The organism is Streptomyces sp. NBC_00354, from assembly GCF_036106915.1.
Taxonomy (GTDB): Bacteria; Actinomycetota; Actinomycetes; order Streptomycetales; family Streptomycetaceae; genus Streptomyces.
Window position 1 is genome coordinate 8,418,062 of the sequence record NZ_CP107983.1, and the last position, 18,145, is coordinate 8,436,206.

The following is an 18,145-nucleotide window of genomic DNA, read 5'->3' on the forward strand; positions in this document are numbered from 1 at the left end:
CATGCCGATCCACCCCAGGGAACCCGACCCGGTCGTACCGGACCAGGCCGACCCGGCTCCGGAGGGCGCCGTACTCCCTCCCCGCGGGGATCTTCCGCCCCCGGGCCCGCCGGGCGGGCCGGGGTCTGCCACGGACGAGGAACCCGGCCCCGACGCGGCCGGCGGCCCCGCACCGTCCGAGGACGAGTACACGACCGCGATCCAGGAACTGGAGGACCGCTGGCGGCGCGCGCTCGCCGACCTCGACAACCTCCGCAAGCGTCACGCCAGGGAACTGGAGCGGGAGCGGACGGTCGAGCGTTCCCGCACGGCCGCCGCCTTCCTTCCCGTCCTGGACAACCTCGAACTCGCCCTGACCCACGCCGGAGCCGACCCCGGCGCGATCGTGGAGGGCGTACGGGCCGTACGCGATCAGGCGGTGAACGTCCTCGAACTGCTCGGCTACCCGCGGCACGCGGAGACCGGCATCGCCTTCGACCCGGCCCGGCACGAGGTGGTCGCCGTCGTCCAGGACCCCGACGCGGAACCGGGCACCGTCGTGGAGGTGCTGCGCCCGGGCTACGGGGACGGCGAACGGCAGCTCAGGCCCGCCGCCGTGACGGTCGCGAAACGGGAGTGACCGGTCATGGCACGGGACTTCTACGAGGTGCTGGGCGTGTCGCGGACCGCGAGCCAGGACGAGATCCAGCAGGCATATCGCAAGCTCGCCCGCAAGAACCACCCGGACGTCAACAAGGACCCGGAGGCGGAGGAACGCTTCAAGGACCTCAACGAGGCGTACAGCGTCCTGTCGGACCCGAAGACCCGGGCCCGTTACGACCGCTTCGGCGAGGACTTCCGCAAGATCCCCGAGGACTTAGACGAACGGGTCGCGGCCGGAGCGGGCGGCGGCTTCCGCGGTGGGAGGACCGCGGGCGCGGGCGGCCCTCGCGTCCGGTACACCACCGGCTTCGGCGACGACTTCGCAGCGGAGGACGTCGACCTCGAGGACCTGTTCGGCTCGCTCTTCGGAGCAGGCGCAGCCCGCGCCGGTGTACCGGGAGCCGACCAGGAGGCCGAGCTGCCGCTCACCGTGGAGGAGGCGTACAGGGGCGGCCGTCGCACCGTCGCGCTCGCCGGGCCCACCGGGCAGCCGCGGCGGTACGGGGTCGACGTCCCGCCGGGCGTCACTGACGGGCAGCGCATCAGGCTGGCGGGCGAGGGCGGCCGGGGCCGTGGTGACGCCCCCGCGGGCGACCTGTACTTGCGCGTGCGTATCCAGCCCCACCCCCGGTTCCGGCTGGACGGCCGCGACGTGCACGTCCAGCTCCCGATCGCCCCTTGGGAGGCGGCCCTGGGTGCGACCGTGCCGGTGCCCACCCCCGGCGGTGGCACGGCCAAGGTCACGGTGCCCGCGGGCTCGTCGAGCGGCCGGAGGCTGCGGCTGCGCGGCGAGGGCATGCCGAACCCGCGCGGCGCAAGCGGCGACCTGTACGCCGAAATCCGCATCATGGTGCCGCCCACCCTCGGCGACCGGGAGCGCGAACTGTTCGAGGAGCTCGCCGCCACCTCCTCGTTCGACCCCAGGAGGACGCGATGAACGACCGACCCGCGGGAGCGGCAGGCATCGGCCGGGCGGGCATGGGCGACCGTCCAGTACGTACGGGCACCGACGTCACCGCCTCGACGGCTGTCCGGTACGCGCTCGTGCCCGCCCCCAGACTCTCCCTGGACGCCGTGGCCCGTCGATCGGGACTCCACCCCGACCTGATCCGCCGGTTCGTCGCCCTCGGCCTGGTCGACGCCGAGCGCGACGCCGCGGGGCACCTGGTGTTCGACCCCACGGCCCCGGCGGTCCTCGCCCGCATCCAGCGGCTGCGCTCCGGACTCTGCCTCAACTACGCCTCCATCGGCCTGGTGCTCGACCTGCTCGACCGCATCAGCCTGCTCGAAGCAGCCCTGCGCGGCCGCGGCATGAGGAGTGAAACACCCCCATGGACATGAACCGTCTCACCCAGAAGTCCCAGGAAGCCCTCCAGGAAGCCCAGACCTCGGCAGTCCGCATGGGCCAGACCGAGGTCGACGGGGAACACCTGCTGCTCGCACTTCTCGATCAGGAGGACGGCCTGATCCCGCGGTTGCTGCAACAGGCCGGCACCGAGCCGAAGGAACTGCGCGCGGCCGTGCGCGAAGAGCTCTCCCGCCGCCCGAAGGTCACCGGCCCCGGCGCGGCACCCGGCCAGGTCTTCGTCACTCAGCGCCTCGCCCGTCTGCTCGACGCTGCTGAACGGGAGGCCAAGCGACTCAAGGACGAGTACGTGTCCGTGGAGCACCTCCTGCTCGCCCTGGTCGAGGAGGGCTCTGCAACCGCCGCCGGGCGCCTGCTCAAGGAGGCCGGCATCACCAGGGACTCGTTCCTGAGCGCGCTCACCCAGGTCCGCGGCAACCAGCGCGTCACCTCCGCCAACCCCGAAGTGGCATACGAGGCTCTGGAGAAGTACGGCCGCGATCTCGTCGCCGAGGCCAGGCACAGCAAGCTCGACCCGGTCATCGGCCGGGACGCCGAGATCCGCCGCGTCACCCAGATCCTCAGCCGCAAGACGAAGAACAACCCGGTCCTCATCGGAGATCCCGGCGTCGGCAAGACCGCCATCGTCGAAGGGCTCGCCCAGCGCATCGTCCGCGGCGACGTGCCCGAAGGGCTCCGAGACAAGACCGTGTTCGCCCTGGACATGGGATCCCTGGTCGCCGGCGCCAAGTACCGCGGTGAGTTCGAGGAACGCCTCAAGGCCGTGCTCAGCGAGGTCAAGGCCGCCCAGGGGCGCATCCTGCTCTTCGTCGACGAACTGCACACCGTCGTCGGCGCGGGCGCCGCCGAAGGGGCCATGGACGCGGGCAACATGCTCAAGCCGATGCTCGCCCGCGGCGAACTCCACATGATCGGCGCGACCACCCTCGACGAGTACCGCAAGCACATCGAGAAGGACGCCGCCCTCGAACGCCGCTTCCAGCAGGTGGTGGTCGACGAGCCGAGCGTGGAGGACACCATCTCCATCCTGCGCGGACTGCGCGAACGCCTGGAGGTCTTCCACGGCGTGAAGATCCAGGACACCGCGCTGGTCTCCGCGGCCACCCTCAGCCACCGCTACATCACCGACCGGTTCCTGCCCGACAAGGCCATCGACCTCGTCGACGAGGCGTGCGCCCGGCTGCGTACCGAGATCGACTCGATGCCCGCCGAACTCGACGAGATCACCCGCCGCGTCACCCGCCTGGAGATCGAGGATGCCGCCCTCTCCAAGGAGACCGATCCCGCCAGTGAAGCCCGCCTGGGGGAGCTGCGCAGGGAACTGGCCGACCTGCGCGCCGAGGCCGACTCCAAACACGCCCAGTGGGAGGCCGAACGGCAGGCCATCCGCCGCGTGCAGGAACTGCGCCAGGAACTGGAACAGGTCCGCCAGGAGGCGGAGGAGGCCGAACGCGCCTACGACCTCAACCGCGCCGCCGAACTCCGCTACGGCCGCCTCCAGGACCTGGAACGCCGGCTCGCCGCGGAGGAGGACCAACTGGCCGCCAAACAAGGGCAGAACCGGCTGCTGCGCGAGGTCGTCACCGAAGAGGAGATCGCCGAGATCGTCGCCGCCTGGACCGGCATTCCCGTCGCCCGCCTCCAGGAGGGCGAACGCGAGAAACTGCTGCGCCTCGACGAGATCCTGCGCGAGCGCGTCATCGGCCAGGACGAGGCCGTCAAGCTCGTCGCCGACGCCATCATCCGCGCCCGCTCCGGCATCCGCGACCCCCGCCGCCCCATCGGCTCGTTCATCTTCCTCGGCCCCACCGGCGTCGGGAAGACCGAGCTGGCCAAGACCCTTGCCCGGTCCCTTTTCGACTCCGAGGAGAACATGGTCCGCCTCGACATGAGCGAGTACCAGGAGCGGCACACCGTCAGCCGGCTGATGGGCGCACCGCCCGGATACGTCGGCTACGAGGAAGGCGGCCAGCTCACCGAGGCCGTACGCCGCAAGCCGTACTCGGTCGTGCTGTTCGACGAGATCGAGAAGGCGCACACCGATGTCTTCAACACCCTGCTGCAGATCCTCGATGACGGCCGCATCACCGATGCTCAGGGCCGCACGGTCGATTTCCGCAACACCGTGATCATCATGACGTCCAACATCGGCTCCGAGCACCTCCTCGACGGAGCCACCGCCGAGGGCGAGATCAAGCCGGACGCCCGCGCCCTGGTGATGGGCGAGCTGCGCGGGCACTTCCGCCCGGAGTTCCTCAACCGCGTCGACGACATCGTGCTGTTCAAGCCGCTCGGCGAGCGGCAGATCGAGCGGATCGTGGAGCTGCAGTTCGACGAGCTGCGGCAGCGGCTCGCCGAACGCCGTATCACCGTCGAACTGACCGACGGGGCCCGTGAGGTGATCGCCCACCAGGGCTACGACCCGGTGTACGGGGCCCGGCCGCTGCGCCGCTACATCTCCCACGAGGTCGAGACACTCGTCGGGCGCGCCCTGCTGCGCGGCGACGTCCAGGACGGCGCGACGGTCCGCGTCGACGCCGAGCACGGAGAGCTGGTGGTCTCCTACGACCAGCAGGAGGGGGCCCGGGAAGCGAGGGCGGCGTGAACACCGCCCGCACGACGACGGTGACCTGCCCGAACTGCGGGCGCGGCAACCGGATTCCCGTGGCCGCAGAGGGCCGCCCCAAATGCGGCCACTGCAAGCAGCCCCTGCCGTGGATCGTCGACGCGGGCGACGACGACTTCCCCGAGATCGCCGACAACGCCACCACGCCCGTCGTGGTCGATCTCTGGGCCACCTGGTGCGGCCCCTGCCGCATGGTCAGCCCCGCCCTCGAACAGGTCGCCCGCGACCTCGCCGGACGGATCAAGCTCGTCAAGGTCGACATCGACCGGAACCCCCGGCTCAGCCGGCGGTTCGAGGTCCAGGCGGTGCCCACGCTGCTCGTCCTCGACCAGGGCGAGACGGTCGCCCGGCAGGCCGGGGCGGCACCCGCGCACGTCCTGCGTGAGTGGGTCGAACAGGCGATGGCCAGCCGCCACGGCGCTGCAGGAGGGTGAACACGATGGATCGGCCGCCGCGGGAGCCCCACGAAGGCGCGGCCCCGAGTTCGCCCCCCCCTCGGGCCGCAGCCGAGCTGTCCCACTCCAGGGAAGGAGAACCATCATGCACGGTGCGGTCCGCGAGACACCGGACCGATATGGGGCGTTCCCCCGCCTGACACCGGAGCAGCTCCAGGACCTGACCGTCCACGGTGAGCGCCGCAGGACCGCCGAGGGCGAGGTGCTGTACCGCGAGGGCGAGCCGTTCCGGGAGTTTCTGGCCATCCTCAGCGGAACCGTCGAGATGCTCCACGACCACGGCGGCCCCGACGAGCGCACGGTGGCGGTCCACGGACCCGGCAGGTTCCTGGGTGAACTCGGGCTGCTGGAGGGCCATGCGGCCTTCGACACCGCCGTGGTGCGCGAGGCCGGTGAGATCCTGGCCGTACCGGTGGAGCGGCAACGTGCCCTGGTCGGCAGCGATCCCGTCCTCGGCGACCTGATCCTCCGCGCCTACCTGGGCCGCAGGTACCTGCTCATCGGCCTCGGCGCCGGCTTCCGGATCCTGGGATCGTGCTATTCACGGGACACGCTGCGGCTGCGCGAGTTCGCTGCCCGCAACCGGCTGCCCCACCGCTGGGTGGATCTGGAGAAGGACGAGGAGGCGGAGGCGCTGCTGCGTCGGTTCGCCATCCGTCCCGAGGAGACTCCGGTTGTCCTGTGGAAGGGCGAGCGGCTACTGCGCAATCCGAGCAACGCCGAACTCGCCCGGCTCATCGGGCTGCCCGCCCCGGCCCCCTCGCCCGAGACCCGACGGTGCGACGTCATGGTGGTCGGTGCGGGCCCCGCGGGACTCGCCGCCGCCGTGTACGGTGCCTCCGACGGCCTCACCACGGTCACGGTCGACGCCGTGGCCACCGGAGGCCAGGCCGCGACCTCGTCCCGCATCGAGAACTACCTCGGCTTCCCGTCTGGCATCTCCGGGGGCGAACTCATCGAACGTGCGGTGCTCCAGGCCCACAAGTTCGGTGCCCGCCTCATGGTGCCGGCGGAGGCCAGCGGGCTCACCCCGCAGGACGATGAGTACGGCGTCACCTTCACGGACGGGTCCCGGGCCCGGGCCGGTGCCGTGGTGCTCGCCGCGGGCGTGCGGTACCGCAGGCTCGAAGTGCCCGGCATCGACCGCCTGGAAGGCATCAGCGTCTACTACGCGGCGACGGTCCACGAGGCCGGCCTCTGCCGGGCGGACCCGGTCGCCGTGGTCGGCGGCGGGAACTCCGCGGGGCAAGCGGCGCTGTTCCTCGCCGAGCACGCGTCCAGGGTCCACCTCCTCGTCCGGGGCAGCGACCTCAACGCGGGCATGTCGCGCTATCTGGTGGACCAGGTGCAACAGCACCCCAAGATCGAGGTGTCGCTCCATACCGAAGTCCAGGGCGTCGGTGGGGAGGAGAAGCTGGAGTCGCTGACGGTGGAGGACAACGCAACCGCTGAGCGCCGCGAGCTGCAAGCCGCGGCGCTGTTCGTGTTCATCGGGGCCCGGCCGCGCACGGAATGGCTCAGGGGCGTGCTGGCCCTGGACGAGAAGGGCTTCGTCCTCACCGGAGCCGACGCCCAGGCGGCGGCCGACGCGAACCAGTGGGCCTCGCTCGGCCGCGATCCGTTGCTGCTGGAGACCACCCTTCCCGGGGTCTTCGCCGCCGGGGACGTGAGGAGCGGCTCGGTGAAACGGGTGGCCTCGGCGACCGGTGAAGGCGCCATGGCCATCCGCCTCGTGCACGAGCACCGGGAAAGGAGGGGAAACCTGGTCGCCGCCGGCCCCGAGGGACGTCGGCCGGTAGGAGGCCGGTCGGTGTCCTGACGCACGGCTTGGAGAGCGACGAGGCGATCCGGGCAGCCGCCTACTCCAAGCGCGAGCAGGAACGTCGTCACTTGCTCCAAGACGACCACGGTGACCAGTCCTCGAAGTGAACCGACAGCGGCGCGAACGGTTCCCGGTGCGGGTGTCGACGTACCGGGAGTGCGGCTGCCCGAGGTCGGCCTTCGGGCCGGCCGACGCCCGCTGTCGTTGGTCGGCCGGGAACGCGCACCCGCCGAGCGCGGCGCCGTCAGCGGGCGGCGGCGCGGCCGACCCGACCCGGCAGGGTGTTCCGGCTAGGCTCACGGCGTGACGTGGCTGCGGTCCTTCCGGGAAGTCGTGCGATCCGGGCTCACGATCGAGGAGACGCGGCTGGAGCCCCTGCTCGCGCTGCGCACGGCCGCCGGGATGGCGATCGTCATCGGGCCGGCGCTGTGGCTGGTCTCCCCTGCATACGCCGCGTCCGCCGCCCTCGGCGCCTACTCCGCGGGCGGAGCCACCTTCCAGCGCACCTGGCGCCCCCGCAAGGTGATCGCGCTCGGCGCGGGCGCGGGTCTGGCGCTCAGCACCTTCGTGGGCTACCTGGCAGCAGGGCGACTCGTCACGTTCCTCCCGCTCCTGGCCGTATGGACCTTTGCCGCGGGGATGGCGTGGGCCGTCGGTTCCACCGCCGGGATCGTCGCAGCGACGACCGTCGGCAGCATGCTGGTGACCGTCACCCTGCCCACGAGCGTCGGCCGAGCCCTGGAGCACGCCGTGATCATCGCGCTCGGAGGCGTGGCGCAGGCCGTGCTGATCTTTCTGTTCCCGATCCGCCGTTGGGGGGCGCATCGTGACGCGCTCGCCGACGCCCTGGCCGCCGTGGCGGACTACGCCCGCCGGCTGCGGCACGACCCGACCGCCCCCTTCGACCCGGAGCCGTTGATGACGGCCCGGGACGCGGCCGCCGTAACACCATCACAGGCCCGCACCCGGCCCCCCGTCCTCCACGGCCCCCGGGGACTCGCCGAGCGCATTCGGCCGGTCGTCGCCGCGCTCGCCGACCCGGACGTCGGCGCCCCGGCGGAGGGGCCCGGGCGGGACCGCGCGCGGGAGTTGCTCGACGCGGCCGCCGAGGTCCTGGATGCGGCCGCCCGTGCGATCCGCCGCGGCATTCCCGCCGAGGTGCCGCCCGGGAGCACGGACGTCCTGCGCATCGACGAGGAGCGCGAGGCGCTGGAGGGGCCCGCACGGCAGGCCGCCGAGCGGCTCGTCGAACTGCTCGGCGAGGCCTTGGAGATCGCCGGGAGCGGCGGCGCGCGCGGGAAGACGCCCACGCCGTCCCGCCCCGCGGGCGCCGAGCTCCTGGTGCGCCCGACGATGTTCCGGCTGGTCCCGATCGTCGTCCGGGCGGTCCGCCGTGAGTTCCGCCTGGACTCCACCGTGTTCCGGCATGCCGTCCGCCTGGCGGCGGTGGCCACAGTCGGCTACCTGATCGCCGCCCGGCTTCCCCTGGGCCACGGCTACTGGGCGCCCATCGCGTCGGTGATGGTGATGCGGCCGGACTTCCACCGGACGTACGCGCGTGCGGTGGCCCGTCTCGCCGGGACCCTGGCGGGGGTCGTGCTCGCCACCGGCATGGTCCGGGCCCTGGGCCCGGACACCCATGCCTTCGGCGCGCTGGCGGTGACCTCGGCGGGCCTGTCGTACACGCTGATCCGCACCGGCTACGCCTACTCCCAGTGCTTCACCGCCGCGTACGTCGTCTTCCTGCTCGGCATGGGCGGTCAGGCCTGGGAACAGACGGTCCCGGAGCGGGTGGTGCTCACCCTGCTCGGCGGGGCCCTGGCAATGGTGGCGTACGTGGTGTTCCCCGCATGGGAGACGCCCCGGCTGCCGGACCGGCTTGCGGACTGGCTCGCAGCAAACGGCCGCTACGCGGCTGCGGTGCTCCGCAACTACGCAGAACCGACCCGGGAGCATCACGCCGACATGCGCGGGGCCCTGCTGGCGAGCAGGGAGGCGCGTGCCGCCTGGCAGGAGGCCTACGACAGGGCAAGGCAGGAACCGGTACGCCCCAGGGGTCTGACGTCGCGCGAGGCGCAGGAGGCGCAGGAGGCGCTCAAGGGATTCGGCCGGGCGGCGATGCTCATGGAGAGCCACGTCCCGCAGGCGGACAGCAGCCGTTTCGTTCCCGAGGCGGAGCGGTTCGCCGAGGCTTTGGAGGCGGGTACCGCGCAGGCGGCAGTCGACGTACGCGAGCGCAGGAATCCGGACTGGCGGCGCGTGGAGGAGGCGCTCCACGCGTGGGAGGGCTCTACCGGGGACCGGAGTCCGGTGGTGCGGTGCGGGGCGGAACTGCAGAAGCGGGCCCTGGAGGACTTTGCGACGGCCGTGAGCCGCACACCCCTGGAACGGGACGTCGGTTCCGCTCGCGAGGAGCGGCGGGCGCGGGCGGCCGTGGCGGCGGAAGGTGACGGATCAGGACTCGCCCACCGGGGTGGGTGACGGCGCCGGCGACGGAGGAGCGCGCCGCGCCTCCTGGAGCGGGAAGTAGTCTCCCGGCCGCGTCGAGCGACGCCACACGTACGCCGCTGTCGCCATCACGAGGATCAGACCTGCCAGGATGAGCAGTTCGATCCCCTCGACGTTCCACCGGAAGGACCTCTCCGCCTCGGCCGTCACGATGAGCACCTTGCGGATGCCGGCAATCAGGCCGACGACGAGGAACGGCTCCGCGTCGAGGGTCTGGTTCCTGATGGTGAGGCGGACGGTGTGGAGCAGCTCGGCCACGATGAACAGCACAAGGCCGTTGTCCAGGGCGGAGAGAACGACCGCCTCCTCCTCGTACGGCCCCTGGATCGACCTGACGACGTCGTGGACGACCCCGACGGTCAGGAGCCCCGCGAGCAGTACCAGGAGCGCCGCGACGACGAGGTGGATGCCATCCTCGATGAGCTGCAGGAGGCCCTGTACCCGGCCTCCGCCCTCGGTCTTCGGGAGTTTGGGTCTCACAGTCGGCATTCTAGGGGCGCCCCGGCCAGCAGGCGCGGCGTGTTGCCGAACGGGTGGACAAGCGGATCCCTCCCTGTGGCGGCAGCCTGGGGAAGGGGCGAGGCGCGACATCACCGAGGCCCATCACCCGGCGGCAGGACAAGGATGTATGGGGCAGCCCGACGCGGACACAAACGGCAGGAACCTGCGGTTCGTCCTGGCCGCCGATCCGGGCCTGCCCTCCGAGATGGCCCGCGGCTTCGCCCCCGCTTGCCGGAGGAGCTGCGCCGCCGCATCGCCAGGGGCGTCCGCTGGCAGGCGGACACCGTGACGGCACCTGCGGCACGAGTCCCGTGGGGTCTTTGCAACCCGTGTACGCGTCACCGTGACGAACGTGCCCGGCGGCGGCTGGATCCGGCGCGCTCAGTCGGCGGGGGTGAGTTCGACGCGACCGAACAACAGTGCGAATCTGGAGGGGGCGGCGCAGCATGCGGGTAGGGAGGTCGGGGCCGGCCAGGGCGGCGACGGCGGCGAAGACGGCTCCGGTGTCCCAGCGGGGGGTGGTCAGGGAAGCTTCGGCGCGGGCGGCGAGGTCCCAAGCCCCATCCAGTGTTGCCGTTCGCTGGTCGGTCGGCTCGCAGCCCGAGCTGGTCGTGCTCAGGCGGCTGTTTTACTGGACAAGGACGGCCTCAACGCCGACCGTGACATCGACCATGGGGCTGACGACCACTCCGCCGCGGTCGACCACATCGTTCCAACTCACCGCGAAGTCATGCCGATTGATACGCGTCATGGCGGCCAAACCGGCCCGTCGCCTGGGCCCGAGGTCCCGCCCCTCCTCCCACCAAGGGGTATCCCACTGCCCCAAGTAAGTGACGTCGAAGGTTACGGGGCGAGCCACGCCACGCACCGTGAGATCTCCGGTGACCTCGAACCCGGTTCCGCTCACCTGTTGAATGCGCGATCCGACGAACGTCCACGTCGGGTGGTGCTCGACGTCGAAGAAATCTGCACTGCGGAGGTGGGCGTCGCTCTGGGGCTGACCGGTGAACACCTGCGTCGCGTCGACCGTCGCCTCGACGCGCGCCTCCTCCGGCTTGTCGGGATCGACCTCCAGCAAGCCGTGCACGTTCTTTGGTGCCCGAGCACGTAGGTGACCGTCATGTGCCTGGCGCGGAACTCCGCCGCGGTATGACCCGGCTCGAAGAACCATTTGGTCATGGCCATGTGCGTCCCTGACTTGCCCTTCAACCAGGACGGGTCCGACGGCGGTCAAGAGCGCGTACGGCAGTGGTTGGGGCCGACGTGCTCGTGGTGCGTCACCGGTGTTCGTTCACGCCTTCGGCGATGAGGGAGAGGCCGATGCCCAGCATCCAGACGTCCTTGGCCAGCGCGGTTCCCTGCTCGGTCGGGCGCAGGCTGCCTTCCTGCCGCATCCCCGGCGTACGCAGGTAGAGCCCGAGGGTGCCAACGGAGAATGCGGTCAGCGCAACCCCCGCGACAGCGGCAGGGACCACCGGAAGGAGCAGAGTAGTGGCAATGGCGAGCTCCCCGGCGGAGAGCAGCCGGACGAACTTCTGGGCGTCTTGCTTGCCCAGGAACGGATAGGTCGTGGCGGCGAACTGGTGAAGTCTCTCGGCGGTGGCTTCGTCCGCACCGCGTTTCGAGAGCCCGGAGTTCAGGAAGAACGCGCCGACCGTGAGCCTGAGCGGAAGCTGCCGCGCTGCGGAACACCGTGCCCAACCGGATGCCATGCCGAGCCTCCCAACATTGACCCCACGTACCACCCTGCCATCCCTTCGAAGCATGTCAAACGGGGTCGATCACCCACACGGGTGCTGGAGCCCCGGACCAGGTCAGTGCAGGTGAATCTGCCAGTCCCCCGGGACTTTGCCCCGCGGCCCCGGGGCCGGCTGCAAGGGCGGGTGTGAGGTCGGCGGTGCCAGTTGCGGGCCCTCGTCGCCGACAGCCGCTGCCGCGGCAGGACAGGAGTGGCGCCGGCCGTGTCGTTACTCAGCCGCGTTCCCGGCAGGGGATCCGTCCGGCGGCCGGCCGGCCAGTCGGTGCGGCGCTCGCCGTCCAGTGGGGTGATGCGAGCCGGCCGGGTCGTGGACCGCGGGCCGGTCTCGTCGGTCCTCGACGGCCTTATGCCGGAGCGGCCCCGCACCAGCAGGGCGGCGCGCGCGAGGGCCCGTACGCCTGGAGACGCGGAACCTGACCGCGCGGCACCGTACCCGTCAACGGACCGCCGATGTGCTGAGCGACATCGCGGTTTCGGTCGTGGCGGGGGAGTGCCTGGCACTCGTCGGCCGTTCCGGCAGCGGCAAGACCACCCTCGGACGCTGCCTGGCCGGACTGCACTCCCTCTGCAGCGGTACGCTCCTGCTCGACGGGGAGCCGCTGCGACGCAGCCTGCGTGCCCGCGGCCGTGCCGAACTGGCCGCCGTCCAGTGCGTGTTCCAGGATGCGAAGGCCGCCTTCGACGAGCACCGCCCGGTTCTCGACCAGGTCGCCCGCAGCGCCGTAAGGCTCCGGGGAGCCATACCGAAGGACCCACGCCACGCGGTCTTTCGTACCCTCGGGGAGTTCGGCCTGACCGAGAGCCTCGCGGAGCGCCGCCCCGGCGAGCTCTCCGGGGGTGAACTCCAGCGAGCAGCTCTCGCCCGGGCCCTGCTGGCCGAGCCGCACGTCCTCATCTGCGACGAGGTGACCTCCGGTCTCGGCGCGGTCACCCGGCACACCATCCTCGACGCTCTCGCCTGGCTCAGGGAACGCGCCGAACTCAGCCTGGTGTTCATCACCCACGACTCACCGCCGCCGGGAACCTGGCCGACCGGATCGCGGTCCTCGACGCAGGGCGTATGGTCAAGATGGGCCCGGCTCGTCAGCTGATCGGGAAGCCGCAGCACACCACCACGAAGGCACTGCTGAACGCCGTAGAAGGGACAGCTCGCCTTGCGAGCCCATACGGCTGATCACGCAGTCTGGCCCGGTCCCCCGCGGTGGACCGGGCCAGACACGAACCGGGCCGGACGATGCCGTGCCTGCGACCACCGCCCGACCCGGGGCTTCAGGCCGCCGCGTCGACGGCCGGCTCGTGCTCGCAGGCGTCGTCGATGCCGTACGTCTCCCAGGCTGGGAAGTCGTCCTCGGCGGGAACGGCTTCGCCCGGGCTGAGCAGACAGGCCTCAAGGGCCGCCCGCAGCGCATCGGCGCGCAGACCCGTGCCGATGAAGACCAGCTCCTGGCCTTGGGCGGTGTCCGGGCCGAGTGCGCCCGACGGCTCGAAACGGGCCACCGCGCCGGCCTGCGACCACAGGCCGGTCACGCGGGCGGCTGGCGAGCCGGAAGAAGCCCTTGGAGCGCAGGATGTGGCCGAAGGTGCCGCTGTCGAGGCCCTTGGTGACGAAGGTCCACAGCCGGCCGGAGTGGAACGGAAGGTCTGAGCGGAAGACCGCTGAGGAGATGCCGTATTCCTCGGTCTCGGGGACGTGGTCGCCGTTGAGTTCCTTGACCCAGCCGGGGGCCTGCTGTGCCCGCTCGATGTCGAACAGTCCAGTGCCCAGCACCTGTTCGAGGGTCACCTGTCCCCGGACCGCGGGAACGATCCGGGCCTCGGGGTTGAGGCGGGTGAAGGTTGCGCGCAGCCGTGCCCCCTGGTTCGCCCCGACCAGGTCGAGCTTGTTGAGGACGATGACGTCCGCGAACTCGATCTGGTCCATGAGGAGATCGCTGACGGTGCGCTCGTCGTCCTCGTACGGGGCGAGGCCGCGCGCGGCGAGCTCGTCGCCGCCCGCGAGTTCGGGCAGGAAGTTCGCGGCGTCCACGACCGTGGCCATGGTGTCGAGGCGGGCGAGGTCGCCGAGGGTGGCGCCCGTCGTCGCGGGGGAAGGAGAAAACGTGGCGGCGACCGGCATGGGCTCCGAGATGCCGCTGGACTCGATGAGCAGGTAGTCGAACCGGCCCTCGAGGGCGAGCCGGTCCACCTCTTCGAGGAGGTAGTCGCGCAGGGTGCAGCAGATGCAGCCGTTGGTCATCTCGACCAGTCGTTCCTCGGTGCGCGACAGCGCGGCTTCGCCACCGCGGACGAGCGCGGCGTCGATGTTGACCTCGCTCATGTCGGTGACGATGACCGCGACCCGCAGGCCCTCGCGGTTGCCGAGGACGTGGTTGAGCAGGGTGGTCTTCCCCGCGCCGAGGAACCCGGACAGGACGGTCACGGGCAGTCGGTCGTACGTCGTCGTGAGCCGCTCAGCCCTCGGGGCGGATCAGGCCGGGCTCGTACGCCTTCACCAGGCGCTGCGGCACCTGGTACACGGAGCCGTCGACCGTGATCGGGACGAGCCGGGGCGTGGTCGCCTTCCACTGGGCCCTGCGATGGCGGGTGTTGCTGTGGGACGTCTTCCGCTTGGGGACGGCCATGGGATCTCCTGAGTGAGTCGGTGTGTTGTGGGAGTGGGCCGGGGCCCAGGGAGCGGTGGGCGTCGGCGGACGATCGGCCGCCCGGTGAGGCAACCTTCGCCGATGCAGGAATCCGCCGACCCTCACCTGCTGCCGTACGGGAGCAAGGCCGTCTCGCGGGCGTTCTTGATCGCGGTGGAGAGCTGCCGCTGCTGCTGGGCGGTCACGCGGGTGACGCGACGGCTGCGGATCTTGCCGCGGTCGGAGATGAACTTCCGCAGGAGATCGGTGTCCTTGTAGTCGATGTACGTGATCTTTGCCGCGTCCAGTGGGTTCGGGCGGGACTTGAGCGGCTTGTGAGGGGTCTGGCGGCGAGCCATGTGCGTTCCTTCCGTGTGGGTTGTCGGGTGGTGGTCAGGAGACGGGGTCGAGGAGGGGGCCGAAGGCGGCCGGGAGTCTGCGCCATGCCTCGGGTCCCGCCGCGTATTCGGTGTCGGTGAGCAGGCAGGACTCGAGGAGTTGCTCCAAGCCGTGGCGGTCGAGGCCGGGGGAGGTGAAGACGAGGTGCTGGCAGCAGTCGCCGTGCTGGGGGTGCCAGTCGAGCGAGGCTGCCGCCCGGCGCATCGGGGGGACCAGTTCCCAGGCGGCGTCCGGCAGGGACGCCAGCCAGGGGCCGGCGTTCTCGACGGACAGGGCGCCACCCGCAGCGTCCCAGGCGAGCAGGGTGTCGGGGCGGTCGGCGAGCCAGAAACGGCCGCGGCTGCGGGCGGCCGCGCAACAGAGGTCTTCCAGTGCCTCGTAGAGGCGTTCGGGGTGGAAGGGCCGCCGGCGGTGCCAGACGAAGGTCGACCCCAACATCCAGGCCAAGCGCTACTGGCTGCCGAGTGAAGGCCGCCATGTCCGCCTGACCCTGAGCGCGAAGGCGATCAAGACCATCGACACCATCGGCATCGAGGCCGCGGTGGCCCGCATCCGCGCGCGCGGGGTGAAGGTCTGATGGCGAAGAAGAGCAAGATCGCGCAGAACGAGAAGCGCAAGGCGGTCGTCGCGCGGTACGCCGCCCGGCGTGCCGAGCTGAAGGAGGTCCTGCGGCGGCCGTCGTCGACGGAGGCCGAACGGCGCGCGGCGCTGCAGGAACTGCGCAAGCAGCCCCGCAACGCGAGCGCCACCCGCGTGCGCAACCGGGACGGCGTCGACGGCCGGCCCCGCGGCCATCTGCGGAAGTTCGGCCTCTCCCGCGTCCGCATGCGAGAACAGGCGCACGCCGGCTACCTTCCCGGAGTCACCAAGTCCTCCTGGTAGCACTGTACTTCCGACGCCGACGCGTGGGTCCCCGTCCGCGGTGAGGTGCGGGGCCTTCGCGTTGCGTCCCCTGCCGCAATCGGCTTGGTGTTGTCAGGACCGACGTGTCGGCCCGGCGGCCGTGCCGCTGTCCGCGGCCACGCGGAAGCCAATGTTGCCGGTGGAGCTGTCGGGCGTGTTGGAGCTCCGGGCAGCGACGCGGTAGCGGTTGCAGTACGAGTCGTGGCAGAGGTAGGAGCCACCGCGCATCACGCGGCCGGCTCCGGGTGCGAACCGGTCGGCGCACCATTCCCATACGTTGCCGACGACGTTGTAGAGCCCGAAGCCGTTGGGGCGGAAGGACTTCGCCGGTGCCGTGCCCTCGTACCCGTCCTCCGCGGTGTTGCGGGTGGGGAAGTCGCCCTGCCAGATGTTGCACATGTGCCGGCCACCGGGGGTGAGGTCGTCGCCCCACGGGTAGCGCCGCTGCTCGTGCCCGCCGCGGGCCGCGTACTCCCATTCGGCCTCGGTGGGCAGGCGGGTGCCGGACCAGGTGCAGTACGCCTGCGCGTCGTTCCAGGAGACGTGGATGACGGGGTGGTTCTGGCGCGCGGTGACGGACGAACCGGCGCCCTCGGGGTGCCGCCAGCTCGCGCCGGGCACGGCCCGCCACCAGGGGACGGCCGCCACGGGTGCGGAGACGGCGGCGACGTCGTCGGCCAGGAAGCCGCCGAAGACGAAGGAGAAACCGAAGTGTTCGGCTTCGGTGACGTGGCCGGTGGCTTTGACGAAGGTGGCGAACTGGGCGTTGGTCACCGTCGTGGGCGCGATGCGGAACGGGTCGACGGCGACCTCGCGTACCGGCCCTTCGCCGTCGGCCGGGAAGGAGTCCGGGTCGTCGGTGCCCATGAGGAAGCGCCCGCCCGGCAGGTCGATGAGCCGCCGCGCGGTCCGCTGGGCTGCGGCTCCGGGTGGCGGCGGAGCGAGGGAGAGCGCGACGGGGGTGGCGTCGCCGTGTCCGGGGGTGCAGCAGGAAAGCATGGCGGCTCCGTCGCTGTGAGTTGGGGGGCGGGCGCCCGCGGGTCATGCCGCGGGCACCCGGCCTGGTACTGCTAGGCGGTGCGGTCGGCGGCGAGTTGCGCCGCCAGGGCGGGGATGCCCAGGTTCTGCTCGTCCGCCGGGGTGGCCTGGTACAGCTTGTTCGTCAGCTGGTACGGGTCGCCCGCCAGGTCGTAGTACTCGCGGAACTTCACCTGCCCCGTCCCGGACACATTGCCGTTGCCGTCGGTGGTGAGGTCGTAGTACTCCGTGTACTGCTTGTCCTGGGATACGTACGAGGCCCAGGTGGGCGGGCCGTCCGCGGTGGTGCCCTGCTGCCACCACTCGACGAGCAGGTGGTCGCGGCTGTACGAGGACAGCAGGGACCTGCCGTCCACCGAGTGGGCGGGTGTGATGCCGGCCGCGTCGAGGACCGTGGGGGCGATGTCGATGTTCGCGGTGATGCGGCTGTCGGTGGTCCCGGCGCTCAGGCCGCCGGCCGGCCACGAGAGGTAGAACGGCACCTCGTGCGCCGGGCGGTAGGGGACCGACTTCTTGGTCCATCCGTGGTCGGCCCAGGTGAAGCCGTTGTCGGCGATGTAGATGACCAGGGTGTTGTCGAGTTGTCCGAGCGCCTGGAGCTTGTTCTTGAACGCCTGGACCGTGTCGTCGACGGTGAGCAGCGTGCGCAGCTGTTCCGCACGGATCTGCTTCCCGTCGGCCAGGGTCCCGGTCGCGTTCCGGATGTACGCCGGTTTGTCGCTGCGGTCGTTCTCCGGGACGGAGGGCCTGCCGCTCCAGTCGGAGACGGCCGTGCCGGCGTACTTCGCCTCGGGCGTGCGCGGGCCGTGGGAGGCGTACGGGGTGACGTATGCGAACCAGGGCCGGGAGTCGGCCGCCGCCTTGTCGAGGAAGTTCAGAGCGCGGTTCTTGATGATGTTGGTGGTGTAGCCGTTGATCGTCTGGACCGTGCCGTTGACGTTCCACTGCGCGTCGACGTAGCCCGGCTGGAGCAGGGCGAAATCCTCGAAGTGCGGCGGGTTGTCGGACAGGGTCCAGGAGTTGAGCCACTTGCCGAACAGGCCGGTGCGGTAGCCGGCCTGCTTCAGGTACCGGGGGAGGGTGGTGCTCTGGTCGAGCCGGTACGAGGCCTTGTTGTTGCGGACACCGTGGTGGTGGGCGTAGCGGCCGGTGAGCACCGACGACCGGGAGGGCGAGCAGAGCGGGGTGGTGACGTGCCCGTTGGTGAACTTGACGCCCTGGTCGGCCAGCCAGGCGGTGGTCTTCGGCAGTGCCCATTCGGTGTGCTTGGGCTGGTCGTCCGTGACGATGAGCAGGATGTTGGGACGGGTCGCGGCAGCGGCGGGAGGCGCGGCCGCCACCTGGGCGATCGCCGGAACCGCCGCCGCGGCCGCGGCGGCCGCCGTGCCGGCGAGGAATCCGCGGCGGCTCACCCGCGGTCTGCTGTTGTCGCTCATGGGATGTCTTCTCCTGGTTCCGCAGCTCGTACGGGAACGGCAGGTCAAACTGCCGTGAAGGGGTGGAAG

The 18,145-nt window shown here is 71.2% G+C and carries 16 protein-coding genes and 3 pseudogenes; 10 read left to right on the top strand and 9 right to left on the bottom strand.

What is annotated here, in order from left to right; translation table 11 throughout:
• The first annotated feature begins 1 nt into the window (after position 1).
• From OHT74_RS38875 to OHT74_RS38905, 7 genes are all read left to right on the top strand, one after another.
• Positions 2-619 (top strand): nucleotide exchange factor GrpE, encoded by a 618-nt coding sequence (locus OHT74_RS38875; RefSeq protein ID WP_328622963.1) that lies wholly within the window; start codon positions 2-4, stop codon positions 617-619.
• 6 nt (positions 620-625) lie between these two features.
• Positions 626-1,579 carry a J domain-containing protein gene (locus tag OHT74_RS38880; protein WP_328622964.1) on the top strand — a complete coding sequence of 318 codons (954 nt, stop codon included), beginning with the start codon at positions 626-628 and terminating at the stop codon, positions 1,577-1,579.
• Entirely contained in the window at positions 1,576-1,983 is a 408-nt protein-coding gene (locus OHT74_RS38885; RefSeq protein ID WP_266671631.1) for a chaperone modulator CbpM, read from the top strand. Before OHT74_RS38880 ends, OHT74_RS38885 begins: the two co-directional genes overlap by 4 nt.
• Positions 1,974-4,613, top strand: coding sequence for an ATP-dependent chaperone ClpB (clpB, locus tag OHT74_RS38890; protein WP_328622965.1), 2,640 nt, complete (start codon positions 1,974-1,976; stop codon positions 4,611-4,613). Before OHT74_RS38885 ends, clpB begins: the two co-directional genes overlap by 10 nt.
• Positions 4,610-5,068: a thioredoxin gene (gene trxA / locus OHT74_RS38895; RefSeq protein WP_266671635.1), complete on the top strand. Its 459-nt coding sequence runs from the start codon at positions 4,610-4,612 to the stop codon at positions 5,066-5,068. The genes clpB and trxA overlap by 4 nt, the downstream gene beginning before the upstream one ends.
• A gap of 106 nt (positions 5,069-5,174) precedes the next feature.
• Positions 5,175-6,908, top strand: coding sequence for an FAD-dependent oxidoreductase (locus OHT74_RS38900; RefSeq protein WP_328622966.1), 1,734 nt, complete (start codon positions 5,175-5,177; stop codon positions 6,906-6,908).
• A gap of 306 nt (positions 6,909-7,214) precedes the next feature.
• On the top strand, positions 7,215-9,392 hold the full coding sequence (locus OHT74_RS38905; protein ID WP_328622967.1) for an FUSC family protein: 2,178 nt from the start codon (positions 7,215-7,217) through the stop codon (positions 9,390-9,392).
• Here the strand turns inward: OHT74_RS38905 and OHT74_RS38910 are convergent.
• From OHT74_RS38910 to OHT74_RS38925, 3 genes are all read right to left on the bottom strand, one after another.
• On the bottom strand, positions 9,366-9,908 hold the full coding sequence (locus tag OHT74_RS38910; RefSeq protein WP_266671639.1) for a phosphate-starvation-inducible PsiE family protein: 543 nt from the start codon (positions 9,906-9,908) through the stop codon (positions 9,366-9,368). The genes OHT74_RS38905 and OHT74_RS38910 overlap by 27 nt on opposite strands.
• Before the next feature lie 640 nt (positions 9,909-10,548).
• Positions 10,549-10,998: a YceI family protein gene (locus OHT74_RS38920; protein WP_328622968.1), complete on the bottom strand. Its 450-nt coding sequence runs from the start codon at positions 10,996-10,998 to the stop codon at positions 10,549-10,551.
• A 199-nt stretch (positions 10,999-11,197) separates the two neighbouring features.
• A complete protein-coding gene (locus OHT74_RS38925) occupies positions 11,198-11,632 on the bottom strand; it encodes a hypothetical protein (RefSeq protein ID WP_266671643.1) in 435 nt (144 codons plus the stop codon).
• Positions 11,633-12,131: 499 nt separating this feature from the next.
• On the opposite strand from OHT74_RS38925, the gene OHT74_RS38930 reads away from it, so the two are divergent.
• Complete coding sequence (locus OHT74_RS38930; protein WP_443047648.1) at positions 12,132-12,770, top strand: ATP-binding cassette domain-containing protein; 639 nt, start codon at positions 12,132-12,134, stop codon at positions 12,768-12,770.
• Between the two features lie 178 nt (positions 12,771-12,948).
• Here OHT74_RS38930 and OHT74_RS38935 read toward each other — a convergent pair.
• The 4 genes and pseudogenes from OHT74_RS38935 to OHT74_RS38950 form a co-directional block, all read right to left on the bottom strand.
• Positions 12,949-14,104 (bottom strand): annotated as a pseudogene (locus OHT74_RS38935) (GTP-binding protein).
• Positions 14,105-14,129: 25 nt separating this feature from the next.
• The gene (gene rpmF / locus OHT74_RS38940) at positions 14,130-14,300 is read right to left on the bottom strand and encodes a 50S ribosomal protein L32 (protein WP_328622969.1); all 171 of its coding nucleotides are present in this window, start codon (positions 14,298-14,300) and stop codon (positions 14,130-14,132) included.
• 122 nt (positions 14,301-14,422) lie between these two features.
• Positions 14,423-14,659: a 30S ribosomal protein S18 gene (rpsR, locus tag OHT74_RS38945; RefSeq protein WP_328622970.1), complete on the bottom strand. Its 237-nt coding sequence runs from the start codon at positions 14,657-14,659 to the stop codon at positions 14,423-14,425.
• Positions 14,660-14,693: 34 nt separating this feature from the next.
• A pseudogene (locus OHT74_RS38950) lies at positions 14,694-15,128 on the bottom strand (GTP-binding protein); the annotation flags it as partial.
• On the opposite strand from OHT74_RS38950, the pseudogene OHT74_RS38955 reads away from it, so the two are divergent.
• Both OHT74_RS38955 and rpsN read left to right on the top strand, forming a co-directional pair.
• Positions 15,124-15,276: pseudogene (locus OHT74_RS38955) on the top strand (bL28 family ribosomal protein); the annotation flags it as partial. The pseudogenes OHT74_RS38950 and OHT74_RS38955 overlap by 5 nt on opposite strands.
• On the top strand, positions 15,276-15,581 hold the full coding sequence (rpsN, locus tag OHT74_RS38960) for a 30S ribosomal protein S14 (protein WP_328622971.1): 306 nt from the start codon (positions 15,276-15,278) through the stop codon (positions 15,579-15,581). The pseudogene OHT74_RS38955 and the gene rpsN, both read left to right, overlap by 1 nt.
• A 93-nt stretch (positions 15,582-15,674) precedes the next feature.
• On the opposite strand, the gene OHT74_RS38965 is transcribed toward rpsN, so the two are convergent.
• Both OHT74_RS38965 and OHT74_RS38970 read right to left on the bottom strand, forming a co-directional pair.
• Positions 15,675-16,601, bottom strand: coding sequence for a formylglycine-generating enzyme family protein (locus OHT74_RS38965; protein ID WP_328622972.1), 927 nt, complete (start codon positions 16,599-16,601; stop codon positions 15,675-15,677).
• A gap of 71 nt (positions 16,602-16,672) precedes the next feature.
• Positions 16,673-18,076 carry a sulfatase family protein gene (locus OHT74_RS38970; RefSeq protein ID WP_328622973.1) on the bottom strand — a complete coding sequence of 468 codons (1,404 nt, stop codon included), beginning with the start codon at positions 18,074-18,076 and terminating at the stop codon, positions 16,673-16,675.
• Positions 18,077-18,145 lie beyond the last annotated feature (69 nt).

Bases quoted from the DNA above. Each gene is read 5' to 3' on its own strand.
- clpB (WP_328622965.1), top strand. From the start codon at position 1,974: ATGGACATGAACCGTCTCACCCAGAAGTCCCAGGAAGCCCTCCAGGAA.
- rpsR (WP_328622970.1), bottom strand. From the start codon at position 14,659: ATGGCTCGCCGCCAGACCCCTCACAAGCCGCTCAAGTCCCGCCCGAAC.
- OHT74_RS38875 (WP_328622963.1), top strand. From the start codon at position 2: ATGCCGATCCACCCCAGGGAACCCGACCCGGTCGTACCGGACCAGGCC.
- OHT74_RS38925 (WP_266671643.1), bottom strand. From the start codon at position 11,632: ATGGCATCCGGTTGGGCACGGTGTTCCGCAGCGCGGCAGCTTCCGCTC.
- OHT74_RS38880 (WP_328622964.1), top strand. From the start codon at position 626: ATGGCACGGGACTTCTACGAGGTGCTGGGCGTGTCGCGGACCGCGAGC.
- OHT74_RS38900 (WP_328622966.1), top strand. From the start codon at position 5,175: ATGCACGGTGCGGTCCGCGAGACACCGGACCGATATGGGGCGTTCCCC.
- OHT74_RS38885 (WP_266671631.1), top strand. From the start codon at position 1,576: ATGAACGACCGACCCGCGGGAGCGGCAGGCATCGGCCGGGCGGGCATG.
- rpmF (WP_328622969.1), bottom strand. From the start codon at position 14,300: ATGGCCGTCCCCAAGCGGAAGACGTCCCACAGCAACACCCGCCATCGC.
- OHT74_RS38970 (WP_328622973.1), bottom strand. From the start codon at position 18,076: ATGAGCGACAACAGCAGACCGCGGGTGAGCCGCCGCGGATTCCTCGCC.
- rpsN (WP_328622971.1), top strand. From the start codon at position 15,276: ATGGCGAAGAAGAGCAAGATCGCGCAGAACGAGAAGCGCAAGGCGGTC.
- OHT74_RS38965 (WP_328622972.1), bottom strand. From the start codon at position 16,601: ATGCTTTCCTGCTGCACCCCCGGACACGGCGACGCCACCCCCGTCGCG.
- OHT74_RS38910 (WP_266671639.1), bottom strand. From the start codon at position 9,908: ATGCCGACTGTGAGACCCAAACTCCCGAAGACCGAGGGCGGAGGCCGG.